This window comes from Halomonas caseinilytica, assembly GCF_001662285.1.
GTDB classification, from domain to species: Bacteria; Pseudomonadota; Gammaproteobacteria; order Pseudomonadales; family Halomonadaceae; genus Halomonas; species Halomonas caseinilytica.
Map to the genome: position 1 here is coordinate 14,312 of NZ_BDEO01000006.1, position 19,083 is coordinate 33,394.

The window sequence follows — 19,083 nt, forward strand, 5'->3', positions numbered from 1 at the left end:
TCCGAAAAGCGTGTGGCGCCGCTCTTGTCCCTTCCTGCTCGCGTGTTTGATATAGTCGGAGTTCGTGCCTTCTTTCACCTGCTGCCGGAGCGCGGCCTTGGATACTCGCTTTCCCTTCGTCGACTGGTTTCGCAATTCCTCGCCCTACATCAATGCCCATCGAGGACGAACCTTCGTCATCCTGATCGAAGGCGAGGCGGTGTCCGAGGGACGTGGCGAGCAGCTCATTCAGGACCTGGCGCTGCTGCACACCCTGGGAGTGCGTCTGGTGGTGGTGCTGGGCATTCGCCCCCAGGTGAACGACGCCCTCGAGGCGGCGTCGATCACGCCGCGCCGTCACCATGGTCGCTGGGTGGCCGATGAGTCGATCATGGTGCAGGTCGAGCGGGTGGCGGCCGAGCAACGCCTCTGGCTCGAGTCGCGGCTTTCTCTGGGGCTGCCCAACTCGCCACTGCATGGCGTCGAGATGACCGCCGTATCCGGTAATCTGGTGATGGCCAAGCCACTGGGGGTGCGCGATGGGGTCGATTTCGCGCGCAGCGGTGAGGTACGCCGAGTCCGCGATACGGCGATCACCGCTCTGCTGGAACAAGGAGCGCTGGTATTGCTGCCACCTCTGGGATATTCCAGTACCGGAGAGGTCTTCGATCTGGATGCCGCCGAGGTGGCCCAGAAGGTCGCCACGGCCCTGGCCGCCGACAAGCTGATCCTGCTCGGCGAGGCCAGTGGCGTGTTCGACGCCGACGGGCAGCTGCAACGCCAGTTGACGCCGGACGAGGCGAGTGCCTGGCTCGCCGACACCTCGCCCGATCATGAAGCCTTCCGCCATCTGCGTGCCGCCTGTGCCGCCGCCCGTCATGGGGTGATGCGTACCCACCTGTTGTCATGGCGCGATCACGATGCGCTGCTCGGTGAGCTGTTCACCCGCGATGGCGTGGGCACCATGATCTCGCGCCATCGCTACGAACAGCTACGTGCCGCCCAGATCGCGGATGTCGGTGGCCTGCTGGAACTGCTCGAGCCGCTGGAGCGGCATGGGATGCTGGTGCCGCGTTCCAGGGAGCGCCTGGAGTACGAAATCGACGATTATGTCGTTATCGAGCGCGATGGCATGGTCATCGGCTGTGCCGCCCTGCATACCTTCCCCGAGGCCAGCATGGGCGAGCTTGCCTGCGTGGCCGTGCATGGCGATTATCGCGGTGGCGCTCGAGGCGACCTGTTGCTGGGCGAGGTGGAGCGCCGTGCCCGACGGCTGGGCCTGAACTCGCTGTTCGCCCTGACGACCCATACGGCGCACTGGTTCTTCGAGCATGGCTTTGGTGCCGCTGAACTCGCCGACCTGCCGCCGCTCAAGCGTGATACCTACAATCACGCCAGGCAGTCGAAGGTACTGGTCAAGCCGCTTGCCTGAAGGCGGTGCCGTCTTCCCTGATTCTCCCATCTTCTAATCTGTCGCCTCAAGGCGACAGATTATCTGATTGTTATGAAAGAACTTTCTTTCTTTGCCTCGGCGAGCGTCGCGATATGGCAACGTTATTGGCCGTGTCATGAGGCGAATGAGACCTTGTTGTGGCGCCATGGCAAAGAGGGATGTGTTTAGTTAATTGATAAGTATGGATTTTTTTGTTTTTGGCATGTATGTGGCAATAGTCAGGGTGAGCAAACGGAAAACGATTCATACGGCTCGAATCGTTCTCCGGTCGCTGCGAGGCATGTGACATCACTGCCCTGTGTGCTCGGCCTCAAAGCGACCAACGTCTGCTCCAGCGATGTGTGACTTTAGGTTGCGATGAGACGGTACCGACGCTGTCAGGGAGGTGTACCGAAAAGGGCATGGACGCTCTGGCAAGGATGCCTCTCCCCCGAGATGGGGGACGAATCGCGCATCGGCGCCCTCAGAGGCGGCGATGCCAGGATCGAAGCGAGGGTGGTTCGCCACCCGACACTCGATGACCGGTCCCTGGTGGCAAACGGCTATCGTGTGGCTTCGAGGGCCCTCTGCAGGCCCAGTGGAGAGTCGATCGACGGACGGGATCAGGCCAGTCGATCGAGCGGCTTTCCAACCCTTCAGTTCCCTGCGTATTGGCCGGCTCTGCCGGCCTTTTTTTTGCCGCACATCGACCTGGGGTGTGCGATGCATTGCAGGCTGGCCGGCGAAACTCTGGTATTCTCGAGCAAGAACAATGGTGCTTCCTTTTACTTTCTTCGATAGAACGCTGGCCATGACCTCTGCCGTTTCCCGTCGCTGGCGCCCACGCTCCCTGCTGCAGCTGGTGTTGCTGGCCTTTCTCATGGTGATGTTGCCGCTGGCCGTATTGATGTTCCAGGCCGGCCAGGCGCTGTCCGAACTGTCGCGCCTGGCCGATGTCAGTGCCCGACAGGCGGTGGAAGAGACCCGCCGGGCCCGCACCCTGGGCGCCCTGGCGCTGGAGCTGGAACGTGCCGCCCGTCAATACGCGGTGGTCGAGCAGGAGAGCCTGCTCGATATCTACGATGAACGGATCAATGAATTTCGCGCGTTGCTGGCCAAGCAACGTGAACTGTTGCCCGACGACCCGGATGTCGCGGCGCTCAGCGATCAGTTGGATGCACTCGCCGAGTTGCCCGAACTGCCCATCGAGCAATTTCGAGAGCGCTTGTCGGCCTTTCTGGCCTTCGCCCAGCATACCGAGGCCATGCGGCAGGCCACCAACCAGCGAATCGACGAGCGACTCGATGATATTCGTACCCGGGCCGAGGTGGTACAGACGCGGCTGTGGTGGCAGACGGCGGCTCTGGTCTCGGCCAGCCTGTTGCTGATGCTGCTGTTCACGCGCCTGATCATCCGCCCGATCCGCCAGCTCGAGCGACGTATCCTGGGGATCGGCAGCGGCGGTCAGCCGCGCGGCGTGACGCCGGTACAAGGCCCTGCCGAGCTGGTCCGGCTGGACGAGCGGCTGGACTGGCTGTCGTCTCGACTCGATGAGCTGGAGGAACAGAAGCAGCAGTTCCTGCGTCACATGTCCCACGAGCTCAAGACCCCGCTGGCCAGTGTGCGCGAGGGCTCGGCATTGCTCACCGATGGGGTGGCCGGCGAGCTTACCCAGCACCAGCGCGAGATACTCGAGTTGATCGATGCCAGTGGCAGCGAACTGCAACAGCTCATCGAGCAGCTGCTCGACTATAACCTGCTGCAGCACAACCGGCGCCTCGAACTCGAATGTCTTGACCTGGCAACGGTGGCCAAGGAGGTACTGGCCAAGCACCGCCTGGCGCTGCAGCAGAAGGAGATGCGGGTCGAGTGTTTCGATGGTCCTGTGACCTGGCGAATCGATCGTACCGCCACGGGGCGGATCCTCGACAACCTCATCTCCAATGCCATTGCGTATGGCGAGGACGCCGGCGTGCTGGAAATCCGTGCTCGTACCAGCCAGTCGTCGTTGATACTCGAGGTCGCCAATAGTGGCGAGCCGATTCCCGAGGAAGATCGCGAGCATCTTTTCGAGGCCTTTTATCAGGGCCGTATACGTCGCAAGGGGGCGCTGAAGGGCTCTGGCATCGGCCTTTCGGTGGCCGCCGACTGCGCGCGCCTGCAGCAGGGCACATTGGCGCTGGTCGAGGATCGGCTGTCCGTGTGTTTCCGCCTGACGCTGCCGGCGCTCACCGAAAGTGGCGACGCAACAGAAACAGTGCCCGAACTGACGGGTACGCACGCAAGGAACGGATGACATGAACGCACGAGCTTTGACCATCTGCCTGGCCGCCCTCTGGTTGGCGGGCTGTCAGTGGTTGCCCGAGCAGTCTCGGAAGAACGTGACGGGACCCTCCGTGAGGCAAGACGACACGCCAAGCTGCTATGCCGAAGTCCCCGGCTTTGCCGACGATGCCTGCCTGCTGCGCGACTGGGTGGGATTCGGCCTGGCAGCCCAGCGTGGTGACAGTGAATGGCGAGAACGCATGCGCGAGCGTCTCGCCGGCAGTCAGACCGAGGAACGTCTGGCCAGGGCCGTGGTGTTGTCCTGGGGACCGCCATCGCAATGGAAGCAGGCCTCCGAACTGTTCAAGGCCGACCTGCATGCGGCCCCATCGCGATTACAACCGTTGTTGCGTTACTGGCTCAACGAGGTCGAACGTCGTCGCGAGCAGCAGAACCGGCTGGCTGACAGCGAGGAGGCACGAGGCACCCTGGCGGCGGAAAAGGAGGCACTGACACAGAAGCTCGATGCCCTGACCGACATCGAGCGAAATATCAATTCGCGACAGCGGAACGAATGACCCGGAGAGATGACATGACCCCGACCGGACACTTTCACGCCAACGCCGACCAGGCTGCCCATATCCTGCTGGTGGACGATGACGTCAGCCTGCTGAAACTGCTGGGTATGCGGCTGGAGAGCCGTGGCTACCGCGTGACCACCGCCGAGAGTGGCCGGGAAGCCCTCAAGCACTTGGATACCGGCCGCCCGGACCTGGTGCTGTCCGACATGCGCATGGACGAGATGGACGGGCTGGCATTGTTCCAGGAAATCCAGCGGCGCCTGCCGGGGTTGCCGGTGATCATCCTCACCGCCCACGGTTCGATTCCCGATGCCGTCAGCGCCACGCGCCAAGGGGTCTTCGGCTTTCTCACCAAGCCGGTGGATCGAGACGAGCTGTTCACCACCATCGACGATGCCCTGGCGCATACGTCGGCGGCGGCCGGCGAGGATGACAGCTGGCGCGAGGCGATCATCACCCGTAGCCCGGAGATGGAACGCATCCTCGAGCAGGCCAGAATGGTGGCGAGCTCCGATGTCAGCGTGCTGGTAACCGGGCCTTCCGGCTCCGGCAAGGAACTGCTGGCCGGCGCCATCCACAAGGCCAGCCGGCGAGCCGACAAGCCCTTCATCGCTATCAACTGCGGCGCCTTGCCCGAGCAGCTCCTCGAAAGCGAACTGTTCGGCCACGCCAAGGGGGCCTTCACCGGGGCGATCAGCGATCACCAGGGATTGTTCCAGGCCGCCGACGGCGGGACGCTGTTTCTCGACGAAATCGGTGACATGCCGTTGCCTCTGCAGGTCAAGCTGCTGCGCGCCCTGCAGGAGCGCCAGATTCGTCCCCTCGGCTCGACCGCCTCGGTACCGGTGGACGTGCGCATGATCTCGGCGACGCATCGCGACCTGGGGCAGGCCATGCACGACGGAGATTTCCGCGAGGATCTCTTCTATCGCCTCAATGTGGTGAACCTGAAGCTGCCGCCGCTCAAGGAACGTGCCGAAGACGTGCCGTTGCTCGCCAAGTATCTGGTGTCTCAGGCAGCCGAACGCCACAAGCCCTTTGTCAAGGGCTTCTCCAAGGAAGCTATCAACCTGCTGGCGTCGAGCGCCTGGCCGGGCAATGTGCGACAACTGGTCAACGTGGTGGAGCAGTGCGTGGCCCTGACCAGCTCGCCGATCATCCCCGAGGCGCTGGTGGCCCAGGCCCTGGTGGCCGAGGAAAACGCTCTGCCGACCTTCAACGACGCCCGGGCCGGGTTCGAGCGCAGCTACCTGATCAAGGTACTCAAGATCACCGAGGGCAATGTCACCCAGGCGGCGCGGATCGCCGGCCGCAACCGAACGGATTTCTACAAGTTGCTGGCCCGGCACGAACTCGAACCTTCGACGTTCAAGCCGAACGTCGCTTACTCCAACAGGGCTTGAGCGGCGGGTGAAAGGACGGCGCCCGGGGCGGGCGCCGTCAAGCGAGCACTGGATGACGGACACAAGGCTGTTGCACAGCGAAGGTCACCCGATGCTTGGCACTGTCAGCCTGTCATGCAGGCAGGCATGTTAACGCAATCGGCGATGATGTAAATAATACTTGTTATTGTTTGTGGCCGGATGATGAGGGAGCCTCGGAAGGCGGCAACACTTCGAGCGCCAGGCGTCCCTCTCCCAGCCTGGCCTCGAGTCGTTCTCCAGGGCGGGTATCCTCGGCCCGTTTGACCACTCGGCCGTCGGGCGTCTCGAGGATCGAGTAGCCCCGTCCCAATATCGCCAGGGGACTGACCGCCTGCAATTCGCGGGACACGGCAGCGAGGCGCTCGCGATGTCGCGCCAGCGCACGGGGCATGCTGTGCTGGAGCCGTCGGGTAGCCAGTGTCAGGCGTTGCTCGGCCTGTTCCACCTGTCTTCGTGGCGAACGCAGCGTCAGGCGCTGGCGCAGGTGGCGTTCGCGTTCCCGCCGTTCGGCCAGTCCAGCGTTCATGGCGCGGTGCAGGCGGCCTTCCAACTGTTCGAGCTGGCGGCGGCGGTAAGCCAGCACCTCGCCGGGGTGGCGCAGTCTGGCCCTCAGGTGATCGAGCCGCTGGCCCTGGGTATCCAGGCGGGCCCGTTGCGAGCGGGTCAGTCGATCCTCGAGCTGGATCAGGCGCTGGCGCAGGGTGGCAGCGTCCGGAACCAGCCGTTCGGCGGCCGCCGATGGCGTGGGGGCGCGGCTGTCGGCCGCGAAATCCGCCAGGGTGACGTCGACTTCATGGCCCACCGCCGACATGACCGGCAGCCGGGAATGGAAGATGGCCCGGGCCAGGTGTTCGTCGTTGAAGGCCCAGAGATCCTCGAGACTGCCACCGCCGCGGGTGATCAGGATGGCATCGTGTTCCGGGGCCAGGGCCGATTGGCGGTTGAGCATGCCGAGCGCGGCGATCAGTGCCGGGGCCGACTCGCGGCCTTGAACCGGCACGGGAATCAAGGTGACCTGGGACAGTGGCCAGCGTGCCTCGAGTACCGCAAGCACGTCGCGAATCGCCGCGCCGGTGGGCGAGGTGAGCACCAGCAGGTGCCGGGGTGGAAACGGCAGGGGGCGGGCATTGGCGAAGACGCCCTCGGCATCCAGCTTGGCCTTGAGACGCTCGAAGGCGGCCAGCAGCTCGCCTTCGCCGGCCGGTTGCACGGCCTCGGCGATGAGCTGGAAGTCGCCACGCGGCTCGAACAGCGAGACTCGCCCACGCACCTTGACCCGATCCCCGTCGCGCATCGGCGCGGTCACGAAGCGAGCCCGGGTGCGGAACAGCGCGCAGCGCAACTGGGCACGTTCATCCTTGAGCGTGAAGTAGATATGGCCAGAGGCCGGCCGCGAGACCCCGGAGAGTTCGGCCTCCACCCAGACCTCGCCGATCCCGCTCTCGAGGAGCTGGCGAGCGTTGCGGTTGAGGGTCTCGACCGACAAAGGCCGTTCGGCGGTGGATGACATGGCCTGTCCTGACAATGACGTGGGCTGCCTAGCCTATCATGCCCGCCGTGCCATCATCCTGAGCAACGCCGGCAGGAGCAGTACCAGCACGCTGATGCGCATCAGGTGATGAGTGGTCACGAAGGCCGGGTCGATGCCCAGTGTCAGCGCCACCAGGCTCAGTTCGGGCGCACCGCCGGGCATGTAGGCGAGCAGGGCGGCGGCGGCCGAATAGCCGGTCAGCAGGTGGCCGATCCAGGCAGCGAGCACGGCGATCACGAGCAGCACCAGTGCCTGGAGCGAGGCCATCACCAGCGTCTGGCCGAGCCGTGCCAGTGAGGTGCCGGCGAAGCGCACGCCCACCGAAACGCCGATGATCACCTGGGCCAGGGCGAGCAGCGTGGGCGGCACCGCAGCATGGGTGACGCCGGTGAGATGCAGCGCCGCCGAGACCAGTGCCGGGCCGAACAGCAGGGCATTGGGCAGGCGCAAGCGGCGCCCGAGCCACAGGCCGCCAAGCCCGGCGACGGTGAGCCAGGCCGCATCGGCTGCACCGGGTAACCACAGCCACTGGGCCAGGTCAGGTGTGGCGCCTGCCAGGTCGACATGGCCGATCGCCTGGAGTACCGGTGGGATGGCCAACAGCACCACCAGGATGCGTATCGCATGGGTCATGCCCACGACCCTCAGGTCGGCCCCGGAGGCCATTGCCATCAGCGTGACCGTGGAAACGCCACCCGGCACGCCGGCGTACAGCGCAGTCTCGCGTGAGTGGCCGGCGACCCGCTGCGAGAACCACACCGAGAAGGCCATCATCACCGCCGTGGCCACCAGCATTACCGCCAGGCTCAGACTCCACAGGCCCAAATCGCCGGTCATGCCGGGGGTGAAGGCGGTACCCAGCATCACGCCGATCACGACCAGCACACCCTTGCGACCTCGCCCCGGCGAACGTAGCCGTACGCCGCAAAGGCTCGCCGCCGTGGTGGCGATCATGGCGCCGAGCAGCCAGGGCAGCGGCAGGTTCACGGCAAAGGCCAGAGCACCACCAACGATGCCTAGCGCCAGGGTGGGCAGGAAGCGAAGCAGGGCTGGGAGCGCGGTGGGCAAGTCGGGGTCTCCAGTCGAGAGGGATCGGGCCCGTCGGGCGGGCCCGGAGCGTACATCAGCCGGTACGGTTATGGCGAGTACGCCCGGCGAGCAGCTTCGGCAGCAGCCAGGGCAGTATCAACAGCGCGGCGGCCGCTATCCACAGGCCCACCGAGATGCCGGATTGCCAGAGAATACCGATGTCGCCGCCGCTGATCGACAGGGCGCGACGCAGGTTCTGCTCCATCAGGCCGCCGAGTACATAGCCTAGGATCACCGGAGCCAGCGAGATGCCAAGCTTGCGCAGCAGATAACCGAGGATGCCGATGACCAGCATCAGGTAGATGGCGGTGAGATCGGAATGCAACTGATAGACGCCGACGAAGGCGAGCAGGGCGATGCCCGGTACCAGCACCCAGCGGGGAATGGTCAGCACCCGGGCGAAGAGGCCGGCCAGCGGCAGGTTCAAGGCCAGCAGGACCAGATTGCCGATGTACAACGAGGCGATCAGGCCGCCGGCTACCTCGGGACGCTCGGTGAACATCATCGGGCCGGGCGTGATGTTGTAGAGCATCAGGGCGCCGAGGAGTACCGCGGTGGTGCCGGAGCCGGGGATGCCGAGTGTCAGCATGGGTACGAAGGAGCCCGCCGCCGAGGCATTGTTGGCGGCCTCCGGTGCTGCCAGACCACGCATGTCGCCTTGGCCGAAGGTATCGTGCTTGTCGGAAATGCGCTTCTCGGTGGTATAGGCCACCGCGCTGGCCACCGAGGCGCCGGTGCCGGGCAGTACGCCGATGATGAAGCCCAGCAGGCCGGAGCGGCCCATGGCCCCCTTGCAGGCAAGAATCTCCTTGAGGCTGACGAAGACACGCCCCAGAGGCGGAATGCCCTCGTCCTGGCCATCGCGCCGGTTGCCCTGCTCGAGCATCAGCAGGATCTCGCTGATGGCGAACAGCCCGATGATCATCACCACGAAGTCGATGCCGTCGTAGAGCTCGGCCATGCCGAAGGTGTAGCGCATCACGCCGGTACCCGAGTCGACGCCGACGGTGCCGATCAGGATACCCAGTATCGCCCCGATGGCGGTCTTGAGCGGATCCTTGCCCATCATCACCGACATGGACGCGAAGGCGAACACCATCAGGGCGAAGAATTCGGCGGGGCCGAACATCACGGCCACCTCCGCCAGCAGCGGGGCGAACAGCGTGAGGCCGATGATGGCGATGGTGGCACCAACGAAGGAACTGACCGCCGAGAGGCCGAGTGCCGGCCCGGCCAGGCCCTTCTTGGCCAGCGGGTGACCGTCCAGGGTACTCATGACCGCACCGGCATCGCCCGGCACGTTGAGCAGGATGCTCGACATGCGGCCGCCGTATTCCGAGCCGGTATAGATCCCGGCGAGCAGGATCAGCGCCGACTCCGCCGGCAGTCCCAGGGTATAGGCCAGGGGCATCAGGATGGCGATACCGTTGATGGGCCCGATGCCCGGCAACGAGCCGAACAGGGTGCCGAGCAGGGCGCCGAGGAAGGCCAGCCCCAAGTTCATGGGGGTCAAGGCGACAGCGAAGCCATGAATCAGAAAGTCGAACATGCTGACGCTCCTCTAGACGATGCCTGCCAGATAGCCGTCGGGCAGCGAGATGCCCAGGCCACTGGTGAACAGGAAGTAACTGCCGATGGCCATCAGGACACCGGTGATCAATGCCTTGCCCCAGGTCGTACCGAACAGCCGGGCCAGTATCGTCGCCGCCAGCAACGAGGCGGGGATGTAGCCGAGCCGGGTGAACAGGGTGGCGTAGACCACCAGCAGCACGAGTACCATCAACAGCTTCACGGCCAGGGCACGATGCGGCCAGTGCCCATTGGCGCCGGGCCTGAACACCAGCACCAGGGCCAGGATCGACAACAGCGATGCCAGCCCCAGGGGAAATGCCCTGGGGCCCACGGGTTCATAGCTGAAAGGAATCTGCCACTGCAGGGCCTGGACGGCGACAAGTGCCGCCAGGCCCAACAGGACGATCCCCAACAGCCTGTCGGCCGTCACTCTCATTGGCCCAGCCCCACTTCCTGCGCCAGTGACTTGAAGTCGGCGATCTGTTGCTGGACGTACTGATCGAAGTCGTCACCGAAGCGGGACATCGGGAAGAGGCCGCGAGCTTCACGCAACTCGGCGAACTCGGGATCTTCGGAGAGCGCCTTCATGCGCTCGACCCAGGTGGAGTAGGCTTCGTCGCTGACCTCGGGGCCCATGTAGTAACCGCGCCAGATGGGCCACTGGACGTCATAGCCCTGCTCGGCGGCGGTAGGGATCTCGGCGAAGGGGCCGCCCATGCGCTCCTCGGACAGCGAGGCCAGCACCCGGATCTTGCCGCTCTCGAGCTGCGACTTGAGCTCGGAAAGGTCGCCGGTGAAGACCTGGATATGGTTGCCGAGCAGTGCCGCCAGGGCCTCGCCACCGCCCTCGAAGGCGACGTAGCGCAGCTTCTGCGGAGAAACGTCGGCGGCCTTGGCGGTCAATGCCGCCTTCATCCAGTCCTGGCTGCCCACGGTACCGCCGGCGCCGAAGGCAATCTCGCCCGGCTTGTCCTGGAGGTCCGACATCAGGTCGTCGAGGTCTTCCCAGGGAGCGTCGGCATTGACCACGATGGCGCCGTAGTCGACGCCCAGTGCGCCCAGCCAGCGGACCTCGTCGCCGCTGTAATCGCCGAACTTGTTCAGGGCGAGGTTGACCGCCGCGCCGGTACTGGCAGCGACGATCAGGCTGGGATCGTCGGTGCGCACGCCATTGAGATGGTTGTAGGCGACGGCGCCGATGCCGCCGGGCATGTAAGTGACCACCATCGGCTGGTCGATGCGGCCGGTTTCCTCCAGGCCGTTGGCGGCCAGGCGGCAGGTCAGGTCATAGCCGCCGCCGGGCTTGGCCGGGGCGATGCATTCGGTCTCGCCGGACTGGGCCTGGGCGCTGCCGGTCAGCAACAGACTGCCCAGCAGGGCGAGGCAGGAGGCGTGGCGTAGCGTCGTGTTGATCTTCATGGCGAACTCCTGTTCTCTTGTTGTGATCGAGGCTGCGGCCTCGGCGTCATCGGGGATGACGGGAGTGATCCTAGGAGCGCTACCTTTCATCAACCTGTCATGTCATGAATCGCTCTGTGAGACTTTGGTTGCATGCGTTTGCTCGTCGTCGAGGATGATCCGCTGATTGCCAGGTCACTGGACAATGCCCTGGCGCCGCTCGGCAACATCGTGGAAGTCTTCACGCATTGCGCCGAGGCGAGCGCGGCGCTGTGCCAGGGCGGTTTCGATCTGGTCCTGCTCGACCTGGGGCTGCCCGACGGCAATGGCCTGACGCTACTCGAGGCACTTCGCGAGCGTGGCGACATGACGCCCGTGCTGATCCTCACGGCTCGGGATGGCGTGGAGGACCGCGTGCGTGGCCTCGACCTGGGCGCCGATGATTATCTGGCCAAGCCCTTCTCGCTCGCCGAACTGGAGGCACGAGTACGCGCGCTGCTCCGGCGCAGTCAGCAGCGCAGCGACAACCTGCTGCGCCTGGGGCCCTTGTGTTTCGATTCGGTCTCCGGACGCGTGACCCTCGACGAGGCCGTGCTGGAGCTGCCGCGTCGCGAACTGCTGTTGCTCGAAGGCTTGCTGTCCCAGGCGGGCGACATTGCCCCGCGCGAGATGCTGGAAAGTCGCCTGTTTGGCTTCGGCGAGGTGGGCTCGAACGCCCTTGAGGTCTACGTCAGCCGGTTACGCAAGCGGCTGCAGGGCAGTGGACTGTGCATCCGTACCTTCCGGGGGCTGGGCTATCGCCTTGAGGAAGCGCGGACGTGATCGAGGTCGACGGCTCGCTGAAGCGTCGACTGGCGATCTGGCTGCTGGTCACGGTGACCGGCCTGGGTACCCTGTTGATGATCGAGGCCTACCTGGGCGCGCAGCGCGCGGCGCAGCGTGCCTATGACAGCCAGTTGGAAGCTGCCGTCCTGACCATCGTCGAGTCGGTGCAATGGCGGGAGGGCGAGCCGGTGCTGGAGATTCCGGCGGCGGCGCTGCAGATTCTCTCCACCCGTCACGAAGAGCGCGTGTTCTATGCGGTGCTGGATGCCGACGGGAAGCGTATTTCCGCCAACCTGGCGCTCGAGATCGACCCGGCCGACCAGCGTCACGCCGCCCGCGAACCCTTCTGGCGCGACCTGACCTGGCGTGGGGAGGACTGGCGCCTGTACGGGCGGGAATACGATTCGGCTGGCTGGGAAACTCAGGACCCGGTACAGATCTGGGTAGGGCACACCATGGCCGGTCGCCGGGCGCTGGCGGGGGAGCTCTTCGAGCGCGCGGTGACACGCTTTCTGGCCATGGTGCTGCTCGCCGGCTTGCTGATGCTGCTGGCCATGCGGGTGGCGCTGACGCCGATGCGCCGGCTGCGGCAACTGCTGCGCCGCCGCGATGCCGATGACATGGGGCCGCTGGATGCCCGCGTGCCCGAGGAACTGCGCGAACTGGCCGAGACACTCGATACCCTGTTTGCCCACCAGCGCGACAGCCGCGACGCTCTGCTACGCTTCACCGCCGATGCCAGCCATCAGCTCAAGACACCGCTGGCCGGCCTGCAGAATGCCAGCGAGCTGGCGCTTGCCCATGATGACCCGGCGGCATGGCGGGCGGCCCTGGTCGATGTCAACGAGGGTGCCGCGCGCACCAGCCGGCTGGCCAGCCAGTTGCTGAGCCTGGCGCGATTGCGCCATGTCGGTAGCGACGGTGACATGACGCGCCTCGACCTGGCGGCCATGCTGCGCGAGGTGACGCTCGACTGGGCTGGCCGGGATGCTGCCCGGGATCACGATCTGGGGCTGGCCGAACTGCCGGTCGGACCGGCCGTCATTCTGGGGTCGCCTTGGGCGCTGCGCGAACTGCTGGGCAACCTGATCGACAATGCCCTGAGCTATACCCCGGCGGGCAGCGAGATTACCTTGGGCATCGAACTCGATGCCGGCACGGCAACGCTCTACATCGAGGACGATGGCCCCGGCGTGCCGGCCGAGTTGCTCGAGTGCCTGCATCATCCCTTCGAGCGAGGAGGACGTCAGGACACTCAGGGCTCCGGACTCGGGCTGGCGGTGGTGGATTCCATCGCCAAGCGCCACGGCGCCGACTGGCATGTGAGCAACCTTGACCCTCGAGGGCTTCGTGTGGCGCTGCACTTTACCCTGTCGAGCCGGGAGGAGCCATGATGCGAGCGCGACGCCTCGCCGTGTTCATCGGCCTGTTGGTCGCCTCGTTCAGCGAGGCCGTTGCCGCCGAGACGCTGGTTGTCGAGGCGGCGCTCGATCGGCGCGTGGTCGCGCCGTTGCTCGACGCCTTCGAACGCTCTCACCCTGATATCGAGCTGAGGTTTCACGACCGGTCTACCCTCGAGGTCGATACCTTGGTCGAGCGGGCCGATCCGGCGCCCGACGTGGTGATCAGCTCGGCCATGCCCTGGCAGATGGCGCGCGTCAACCAGGACTACGCACGTCCCCTGCGTTCCCGGGAGGCGCGGGCCTGGCCGGACTGGGCCAAGTGGCGCGATGAGGTGTTCGGTTTCACCTTCGAGCCGATCGTCATGGCCTACCGGCTCGACTTGCCACGGCACATGATGCCGCCCTCGACGCATGCCGACCTGCATACGCTGCTGACCACCCGGCAGGACATGCTGCGCGGCAAGGTGACTACCTATTCGCCGGCGCGCAGCGGTGTGGGATATACCCTGTTCCAGCAGGACGCGCGCTACACGCCCCGCTTCTGGGATCTGGTCGCGGCCATGGGCAACGTCGATGCCCGCCTCGAGGAGAATACCCGCGCTATGCTTCAAGGCATCACCGAGGGTCGTTACTGGCTGGGCTACAACCTGCTGGGGTCTTACGCCATGGTCTGGGCCCAGCATCATCCCGAAGTGATCGTTCAGGTGCCTCAGGATTACTCGTTGGTGATGATGCGCATGGTGTTCATTCATCGAGATGCTCCGCATCCACGACGCGCCGGCGAGTTTGTCGATTTTCTGCTCAGTCGGGAAGGGCAGCGCGTGCTGGCGGGGCAGACGCCGCTGTTCAGCGTACGGCCGGATGTCAGCGGCCCTTACACGGCACAGCGGCTGCGCGATCAGGTCGGCGATCAGCTGTATCCCATTCCGATCAATGCGTCGTTGCTGGCCTTCGTCGACCCGCAGCGCCGCGCCGCCTTCATGGCACGCTGGCGCCGCGAATTCCAGCGCCGTCGCTGAGGGCCTCAGGAGAAGGCGGTGCGAGCAGCCAAGACAGCAGAAAGCACCACCACATTGCCCGAATTCGGTGGGCCGCGTTATAATGGTTGATTAACTTCACTCCCTCCTCCCACAGCGCACTGGGTGTTGCCGACTATGCTACGTATGGCCCAAGAAGCTCTTACGTTCGATGACGTATTACTCGTACCCGGCTACTCCGATGTCCTGCCCAAGGACGTCAGCCTCAGGACTCGCCTGACCCGCAACCTCTTCCTCAATATCCCGCTCGTTTCCGCCGCCATGGACACCGTGACCGAAGCCCGCCTGGCCATCGCCATGGCGCAGGAAGGCGGGATCGGTATCATCCACAAGAGCATGACCATCGCGCAGCAGGCCGCCGAGGTGCGCAAGGTCAAGAAGCACGAGAGCGTGATCGTCAAGGATCCGGTGACTGTCGGGCCCAAGGCCAAGCTGGCCGACCTGCTGGCCATGGCCAAGGAATATGGCTTCTCGGGCTTTCCGGTGGTGGAGGGGGAAACCCTGGTCGGCATTGTCACCGAGCGCGACATGCGCTTCCAGCCCAATCACGGCGACAGCGTCGCCGACATCATGACGCCCCGCGAGAAGCTGGTTACCGTGGCCGAAGGCACCGAGCTGGCCGTCATCAAGGGCAAGATGCAGGAGCATCGCGTCGAGAAGATGCTGGTGGTGGATGACGATTTCCGTCTGCGCGGCCTGGTCACCTTCCAGGACATCGAGAAGGCGCGCACTTTCCCGCACGCCGCCAAGGACAGCGACGGCCGCCTGCTGGTCGGCGCTGCCGTGGGCACTGGCCCCGAGACGTCCGATCGTATTGCCGCCCTGGTGGAAGCCGGTGTCGATGCCGTCATCGTCGACACGGCTCATGGCCATTCCAGGGGCGTGATCGAGCGTGTGGCCTGGGTGAAGGAACATTACCCGCAGATTCAGGTGGTCGGTGGCAATATTGCTACCGCGGAGGCGGCCAAGGCGCTGGCCGAGGCGGGCGCCGATGGCGTCAAGGTGGGCATTGGCCCCGGCTCGATCTGCACCACCCGCGTGGTGGCCGGTGTCGGCGTGCCGCAGATCACCGCCGTCTCCAATGTGGCCGAGGCGCTCAAGCCTTACGACGTGCCGCTGATCGCCGATGGCGGCGTGCGCTTCTCCGGCGATCTGGCCAAGGCCGTGGCCGCCGGTGCCAGCTGCGTGATGGTGGGTGGCCTGCTGGCCGGCACCGAAGAGGCGCCGGGTGAGGTCGAGCTCTACCAGGGGCGGACCTACAAGGCCTATCGTGGCATGGGCTCCATGGGCGCGATGGCGCAGACCCAGGGCTCCAGCGACCGCTATTTCCAGGACAAGAGCGAAGGTGTCGAGAAACTCGTGCCGGAGGGCATCGAAGGCCGCGTGCCCTACAAGGGCGTGATGGGCGCCATCGTTCACCAGTTGATGGGCGGACTGCGGGCTTCCATGGGCTACACCGGCTGCCGCGACATCGAAGAAATGCGCACCAAGCCGGAGTTCGTGAAGATTACCGGCGCCGGCTTCAACGAGTCCCACGTCCACGACGTGCAGATCACCAAGGAAGCGCCCAACTACCGGGCAGGGTAAGAATCATCTGCGCTCGCTCAGGCAGTGTTGAATCGCGGCTCAACGTGCTCATTTACCGGCATGTAAACTCCGCTGTCTCGCCACGATTCGCCTCGCCTGAGCGTCGCTCGAAAGATTCTCGAGCGAATCGCCCCGTTCAAGGGACACCGTTGTTCAGCGGCGCTGGTGAGGCGCCGTTGCTTATTTAGAGAGCACCCGATGACCGACATTCATGCCCACAAGATCCTGATCCTCGATTTCGGCTCCCAGTACACTCAGTTGATTGCCCGTCGGGTGCGCGATATCGGGGTCTATTCCGAGATTCGTGCCTTCGACATCACCGAGGAGGAGATCCGCGAGTATGCTCCCAACGGCATCATCCTCGCCGGTGGTCCGGAATCCGTCACCGAGCTGGATTCGCCCCGCGCACCGCAGTGCGTCTTCGAGATGGGCCTGCCGGTGCTGGGTATCTGTTACGGCATGCAGACTATGGCCGAGCAGCTCGGCGGTGGCGTGGAAGGCTCGCAGAAGCGTGAATTCGGCTACGCACAGATTCGTCTCGATGGCGAGAGTCCCCTGTTCGAGGACATCGCCGATCACATCGAAGCCGAGAGCGGCAAGCGTCTGCTCGATGTGTGGATGAGCCACGGCGACAAGGTCGCCCGGGTGCCGGAGGCCTTCAGCGTGATCGCCTCCACCGAGAGCTGCCCGATCGCTGCCATGGCCTGGGAGGAGAAGCGCTTCTATGGCGTGCAGTTCCATCCCGAAGTGACGCATACCCTGCAAGGACAGCGCATCCTCGAGCACTTCGTGCTGGGAATCTGCCAGGCGGAACGCTGGTGGACACCGGCGCAGATCATCGAGGACCAGGTCGCCCGGGTGCGCGAGCAGGTGGGCGATCGTCACGTGCTGCTGGGGCTTTCCGGAGGTGTCGATTCCTCGGTGGTGGCCGCGTTGCTGCACAAGGCCATCGGTGACCAGTTGACCTGCGTGTTCGTCGACAACGGCCTGCTGCGCAAGGACGAAGGCGATCAGGTGATGAAGACCTTTGCCAGCCACAAGGGCGTGCGGGTGATCCGCGTCGACGCCGAGGAGCAGTTCCTGTCGCGTCTGGAAGACGTGCATGACCCCGAGGCCAAGCGCAAGATCATCGGCAATACCTTCATCGACGTCTTCGATGCCGAGGCGGCCAAGATCGAGGGGGTGGAATTCCTCGCCCAGGGCACCATCTATCCGGACGTGATCGAATCCGCCGCCGCCAAGACCGGCAAGGCGCACGTCATCAAGTCCCACCACAACGTGGGCGGCCTGCCCGAGACCATGAAGCTCCAGCTTGTCGAGCCCCTGCGCGAGCTGTTCAAGGACGAGGTGCGCAAGCTCGGCGTCGAGCTCGGTCTGCCCTACGACATGGTCTATCGTCATCCCTTCCCGGGGCCGGGCCTCGGTGTGCGCATCCTAGGCGAGGTGAAGAAGGAATACGCCGATATCCTGCGTGAGGCCGACGCCATCTTCATCGAGGAACTGCACAAGGCCGACTGGTATCACAAGACCAGCCAGGCCTTCGCCGTCTTCCTGCCGGTGAAATCCGTCGGTGTGGTCGGCGACGGCCGCCGCTACGAATGGGTCATCGCCCTGCGCGCCGTGGAGACCATCGACTTCATGACCGCCCGTTGGGCCCACCTGCCCTACGAACTGCTGGAAACCGTCTCCAATCGTATCATCAACGAACTGGAAGGCGTTTCCCGCGTCACTTATGACGTGAGCAGCAAACCGCCGGCGACCATCGAGTGGGAGTGATCACACGTTAGGCACTAGCTGGTACAAATTGGCATAAAAGATACTTAAGCCCATGTTCTCATGGGCTTTTTTTTTATGTTCTATATCAGCCTTTGTCCAGCCATGTGCGGGGACCCCAGGCCACTTCGCCCTCAGAGGTTTTCCGCGAATATTGGTCTTACAGATCGTGGTCTTAGGGCATCAAATGGCGCCACAAGTCGAAAAACGGTCGACTGGGGGCTATCGGATGAATTTCTGTTCCTAAAATTTTAAGCTATCTACAGCTTTCGGAAAGATCAGATACATGTTTTATTCTATCTGGTAATGGATCATGGTCTTCTTTCCTGATATTTTTCATTTCTTAATTTTTTTCTTATTTAGAGTGGGGTGGGATAAATGTAAAATATAGTGAATGCCAGTTTTCGGTTGTCTATGCCAAAGACGCTGGAATGGAGGTGTTAATAAAAAACATTCATGGATACACCACATTCTGTGCCTTGTTTAGCATATGTCCGATGCAGGGCTGAAATTGATATGCTGTAGGGATTATAAATGAAAAAAATCCGCATAATTATTGCTGATGACCATCCTCTGGTTTTGTTGGGGCTGAAAGAAGTCATAAACAGATATGGTGAGGATAAAGTGGAGGTGGTCGGGGAAGCTAATGATCCTGATGAGTTATGGAGGTGTTTGAATGAGAAAGCATGCGATGTCGTTGTGACTGATTTTAATATGCCTTCAGGAAAAATGACCGATGGACTGGAGTTGATCTCAAGGATAAGAAGAAACTTCCCTTCAGTAACCATTCTGGTCGTTACCATGGTATATAATTCAAGCATGATCAACGCAATTTTTAAATCCGGAGCCAATGGAGTTTTTGACAAAAGAGAAGAGCTCCCTGTTCTTGTAGGAGCTATAAGAAGTATTAATAATAAAAGCATGACTTTGTATAGCTCAAGGTGGGTAGATAAGTCTGATTCTCATATGACGCAAGCCGACCTTGAGCGCAAGCTTTCAAAAAGGGAGTTAGAAGTCATTCGACTATATGCCTCAGGGCTTTCGGGAAGGGAAATAGCGAAAAAGCTTAACAAGAGCGAGAAAACAATAAGCAGGCAAAAAAGAAGTGCGATGGAAAAGCTTGGGGTCGAAAGTGATGTTTATCTGAATCAAACAATTTCTGCGATTGGGCTGATATAAAAGTTTGG

At 63.4% G+C, this 19,083-nt stretch carries 15 protein-coding genes; 10 read left to right on the top strand and 5 right to left on the bottom strand.

What is annotated here, in order from left to right; translation table 11 throughout:
* Positions 1-97 precede the first annotated feature (97 nt).
* The 4 genes from argA to glrR all read left to right on the top strand — a co-directional run bounded on the left by argA (position 98) and on the right by glrR (position 5,660).
* Positions 98-1,411, top strand: a complete 1,314-nt coding sequence (gene argA, locus HSDC_RS06320) for an amino-acid N-acetyltransferase (protein WP_064699103.1) — start codon at positions 98-100, stop codon at positions 1,409-1,411.
* An 811-nt stretch (positions 1,412-2,222) separates the two neighbouring features.
* On the top strand, positions 2,223-3,707 hold the full coding sequence (locus HSDC_RS06330) for a sensor histidine kinase (protein WP_064699105.1): 1,485 nt from the start codon (positions 2,223-2,225) through the stop codon (positions 3,705-3,707).
* Position 3,708: 1 nt separating this feature from the next.
* Positions 3,709-4,254, top strand: coding sequence for a hypothetical protein (locus HSDC_RS06335; protein ID WP_064699106.1), 546 nt, complete (start codon positions 3,709-3,711; stop codon positions 4,252-4,254).
* Between the two features lie 14 nt (positions 4,255-4,268).
* Positions 4,269-5,660 carry a two-component system response regulator GlrR gene (glrR, locus tag HSDC_RS06340; RefSeq protein ID WP_064699107.1) on the top strand — a complete coding sequence of 464 codons (1,392 nt, stop codon included), beginning with the start codon at positions 4,269-4,271 and terminating at the stop codon, positions 5,658-5,660.
* A gap of 163 nt (positions 5,661-5,823) precedes the next feature.
* Here the strand turns inward: glrR and xseA are convergent, their stop codons facing one another.
* From xseA to HSDC_RS06365, 5 genes are read right to left on the bottom strand one after another with little or no spacing between them, the layout of a single operon-like run.
* Positions 5,824-7,191 (bottom strand): exodeoxyribonuclease VII large subunit, encoded by a 1,368-nt coding sequence (xseA, locus tag HSDC_RS06345; protein WP_064699108.1) that lies wholly within the window; start codon positions 7,189-7,191, stop codon positions 5,824-5,826.
* A 36-nt stretch (positions 7,192-7,227) separates the two neighbouring features.
* Positions 7,228-8,280, bottom strand: a complete 1,053-nt coding sequence (locus HSDC_RS06350) for an AbrB family transcriptional regulator (protein WP_064699109.1) — start codon at positions 8,278-8,280, stop codon at positions 7,228-7,230.
* A gap of 55 nt (positions 8,281-8,335) precedes the next feature.
* Entirely contained in the window at positions 8,336-9,850 is a 1,515-nt protein-coding gene (locus tag HSDC_RS06355) for a tripartite tricarboxylate transporter permease (RefSeq protein WP_064699110.1), read from the bottom strand.
* Positions 9,851-9,862: 12 nt separating this feature from the next.
* Positions 9,863-10,309 carry a tripartite tricarboxylate transporter TctB family protein gene (locus HSDC_RS06360; protein WP_064699111.1) on the bottom strand — a complete coding sequence of 149 codons (447 nt, stop codon included), beginning with the start codon at positions 10,307-10,309 and terminating at the stop codon, positions 9,863-9,865.
* Positions 10,306-11,292, bottom strand: coding sequence for a Bug family tripartite tricarboxylate transporter substrate binding protein (locus HSDC_RS06365; RefSeq protein WP_064699112.1), 987 nt, complete (start codon positions 11,290-11,292; stop codon positions 10,306-10,308). The genes HSDC_RS06360 and HSDC_RS06365 overlap by 4 nt, the downstream gene beginning before the upstream one ends.
* 132 nt (positions 11,293-11,424) lie before the next feature.
* Between HSDC_RS06365 and HSDC_RS06370 the strand changes: the two genes are divergently transcribed.
* The 6 genes from HSDC_RS06370 to HSDC_RS16405 all read left to right on the top strand — a co-directional run bounded on the left by HSDC_RS06370 (position 11,425) and on the right by HSDC_RS16405 (position 19,075).
* Positions 11,425-12,093, top strand: a complete 669-nt coding sequence (locus HSDC_RS06370) for a response regulator (RefSeq protein WP_064699113.1) — start codon at positions 11,425-11,427, stop codon at positions 12,091-12,093.
* Positions 12,090-13,490 (top strand): sensor histidine kinase, encoded by a 1,401-nt coding sequence (locus HSDC_RS06375; protein ID WP_064699114.1) that lies wholly within the window; start codon positions 12,090-12,092, stop codon positions 13,488-13,490. Before HSDC_RS06370 ends, HSDC_RS06375 begins: the two co-directional genes overlap by 4 nt.
* The gene (locus HSDC_RS06380; protein WP_244534445.1) at positions 13,487-14,518 is read left to right on the top strand and encodes an ABC transporter substrate-binding protein; all 1,032 of its coding nucleotides are present in this window, start codon (positions 13,487-13,489) and stop codon (positions 14,516-14,518) included. The genes HSDC_RS06375 and HSDC_RS06380 overlap by 4 nt, the downstream gene beginning before the upstream one ends.
* A 135-nt stretch (positions 14,519-14,653) precedes the next feature.
* Entirely contained in the window at positions 14,654-16,123 is a 1,470-nt protein-coding gene (gene guaB, locus HSDC_RS06385) for an IMP dehydrogenase (RefSeq protein WP_064699116.1), read from the top strand.
* A gap of 198 nt (positions 16,124-16,321) precedes the next feature.
* Positions 16,322-17,899: a glutamine-hydrolyzing GMP synthase gene (gene guaA, locus HSDC_RS06390; protein ID WP_064699117.1), complete on the top strand. Its 1,578-nt coding sequence runs from the start codon at positions 16,322-16,324 to the stop codon at positions 17,897-17,899.
* 531 nt (positions 17,900-18,430) lie between these two features.
* Positions 18,431-19,075: a response regulator gene (locus tag HSDC_RS16405; protein ID WP_073292103.1), complete on the top strand. Its 645-nt coding sequence runs from the start codon at positions 18,431-18,433 to the stop codon at positions 19,073-19,075.
* Positions 19,076-19,083 lie beyond the last annotated feature (8 nt).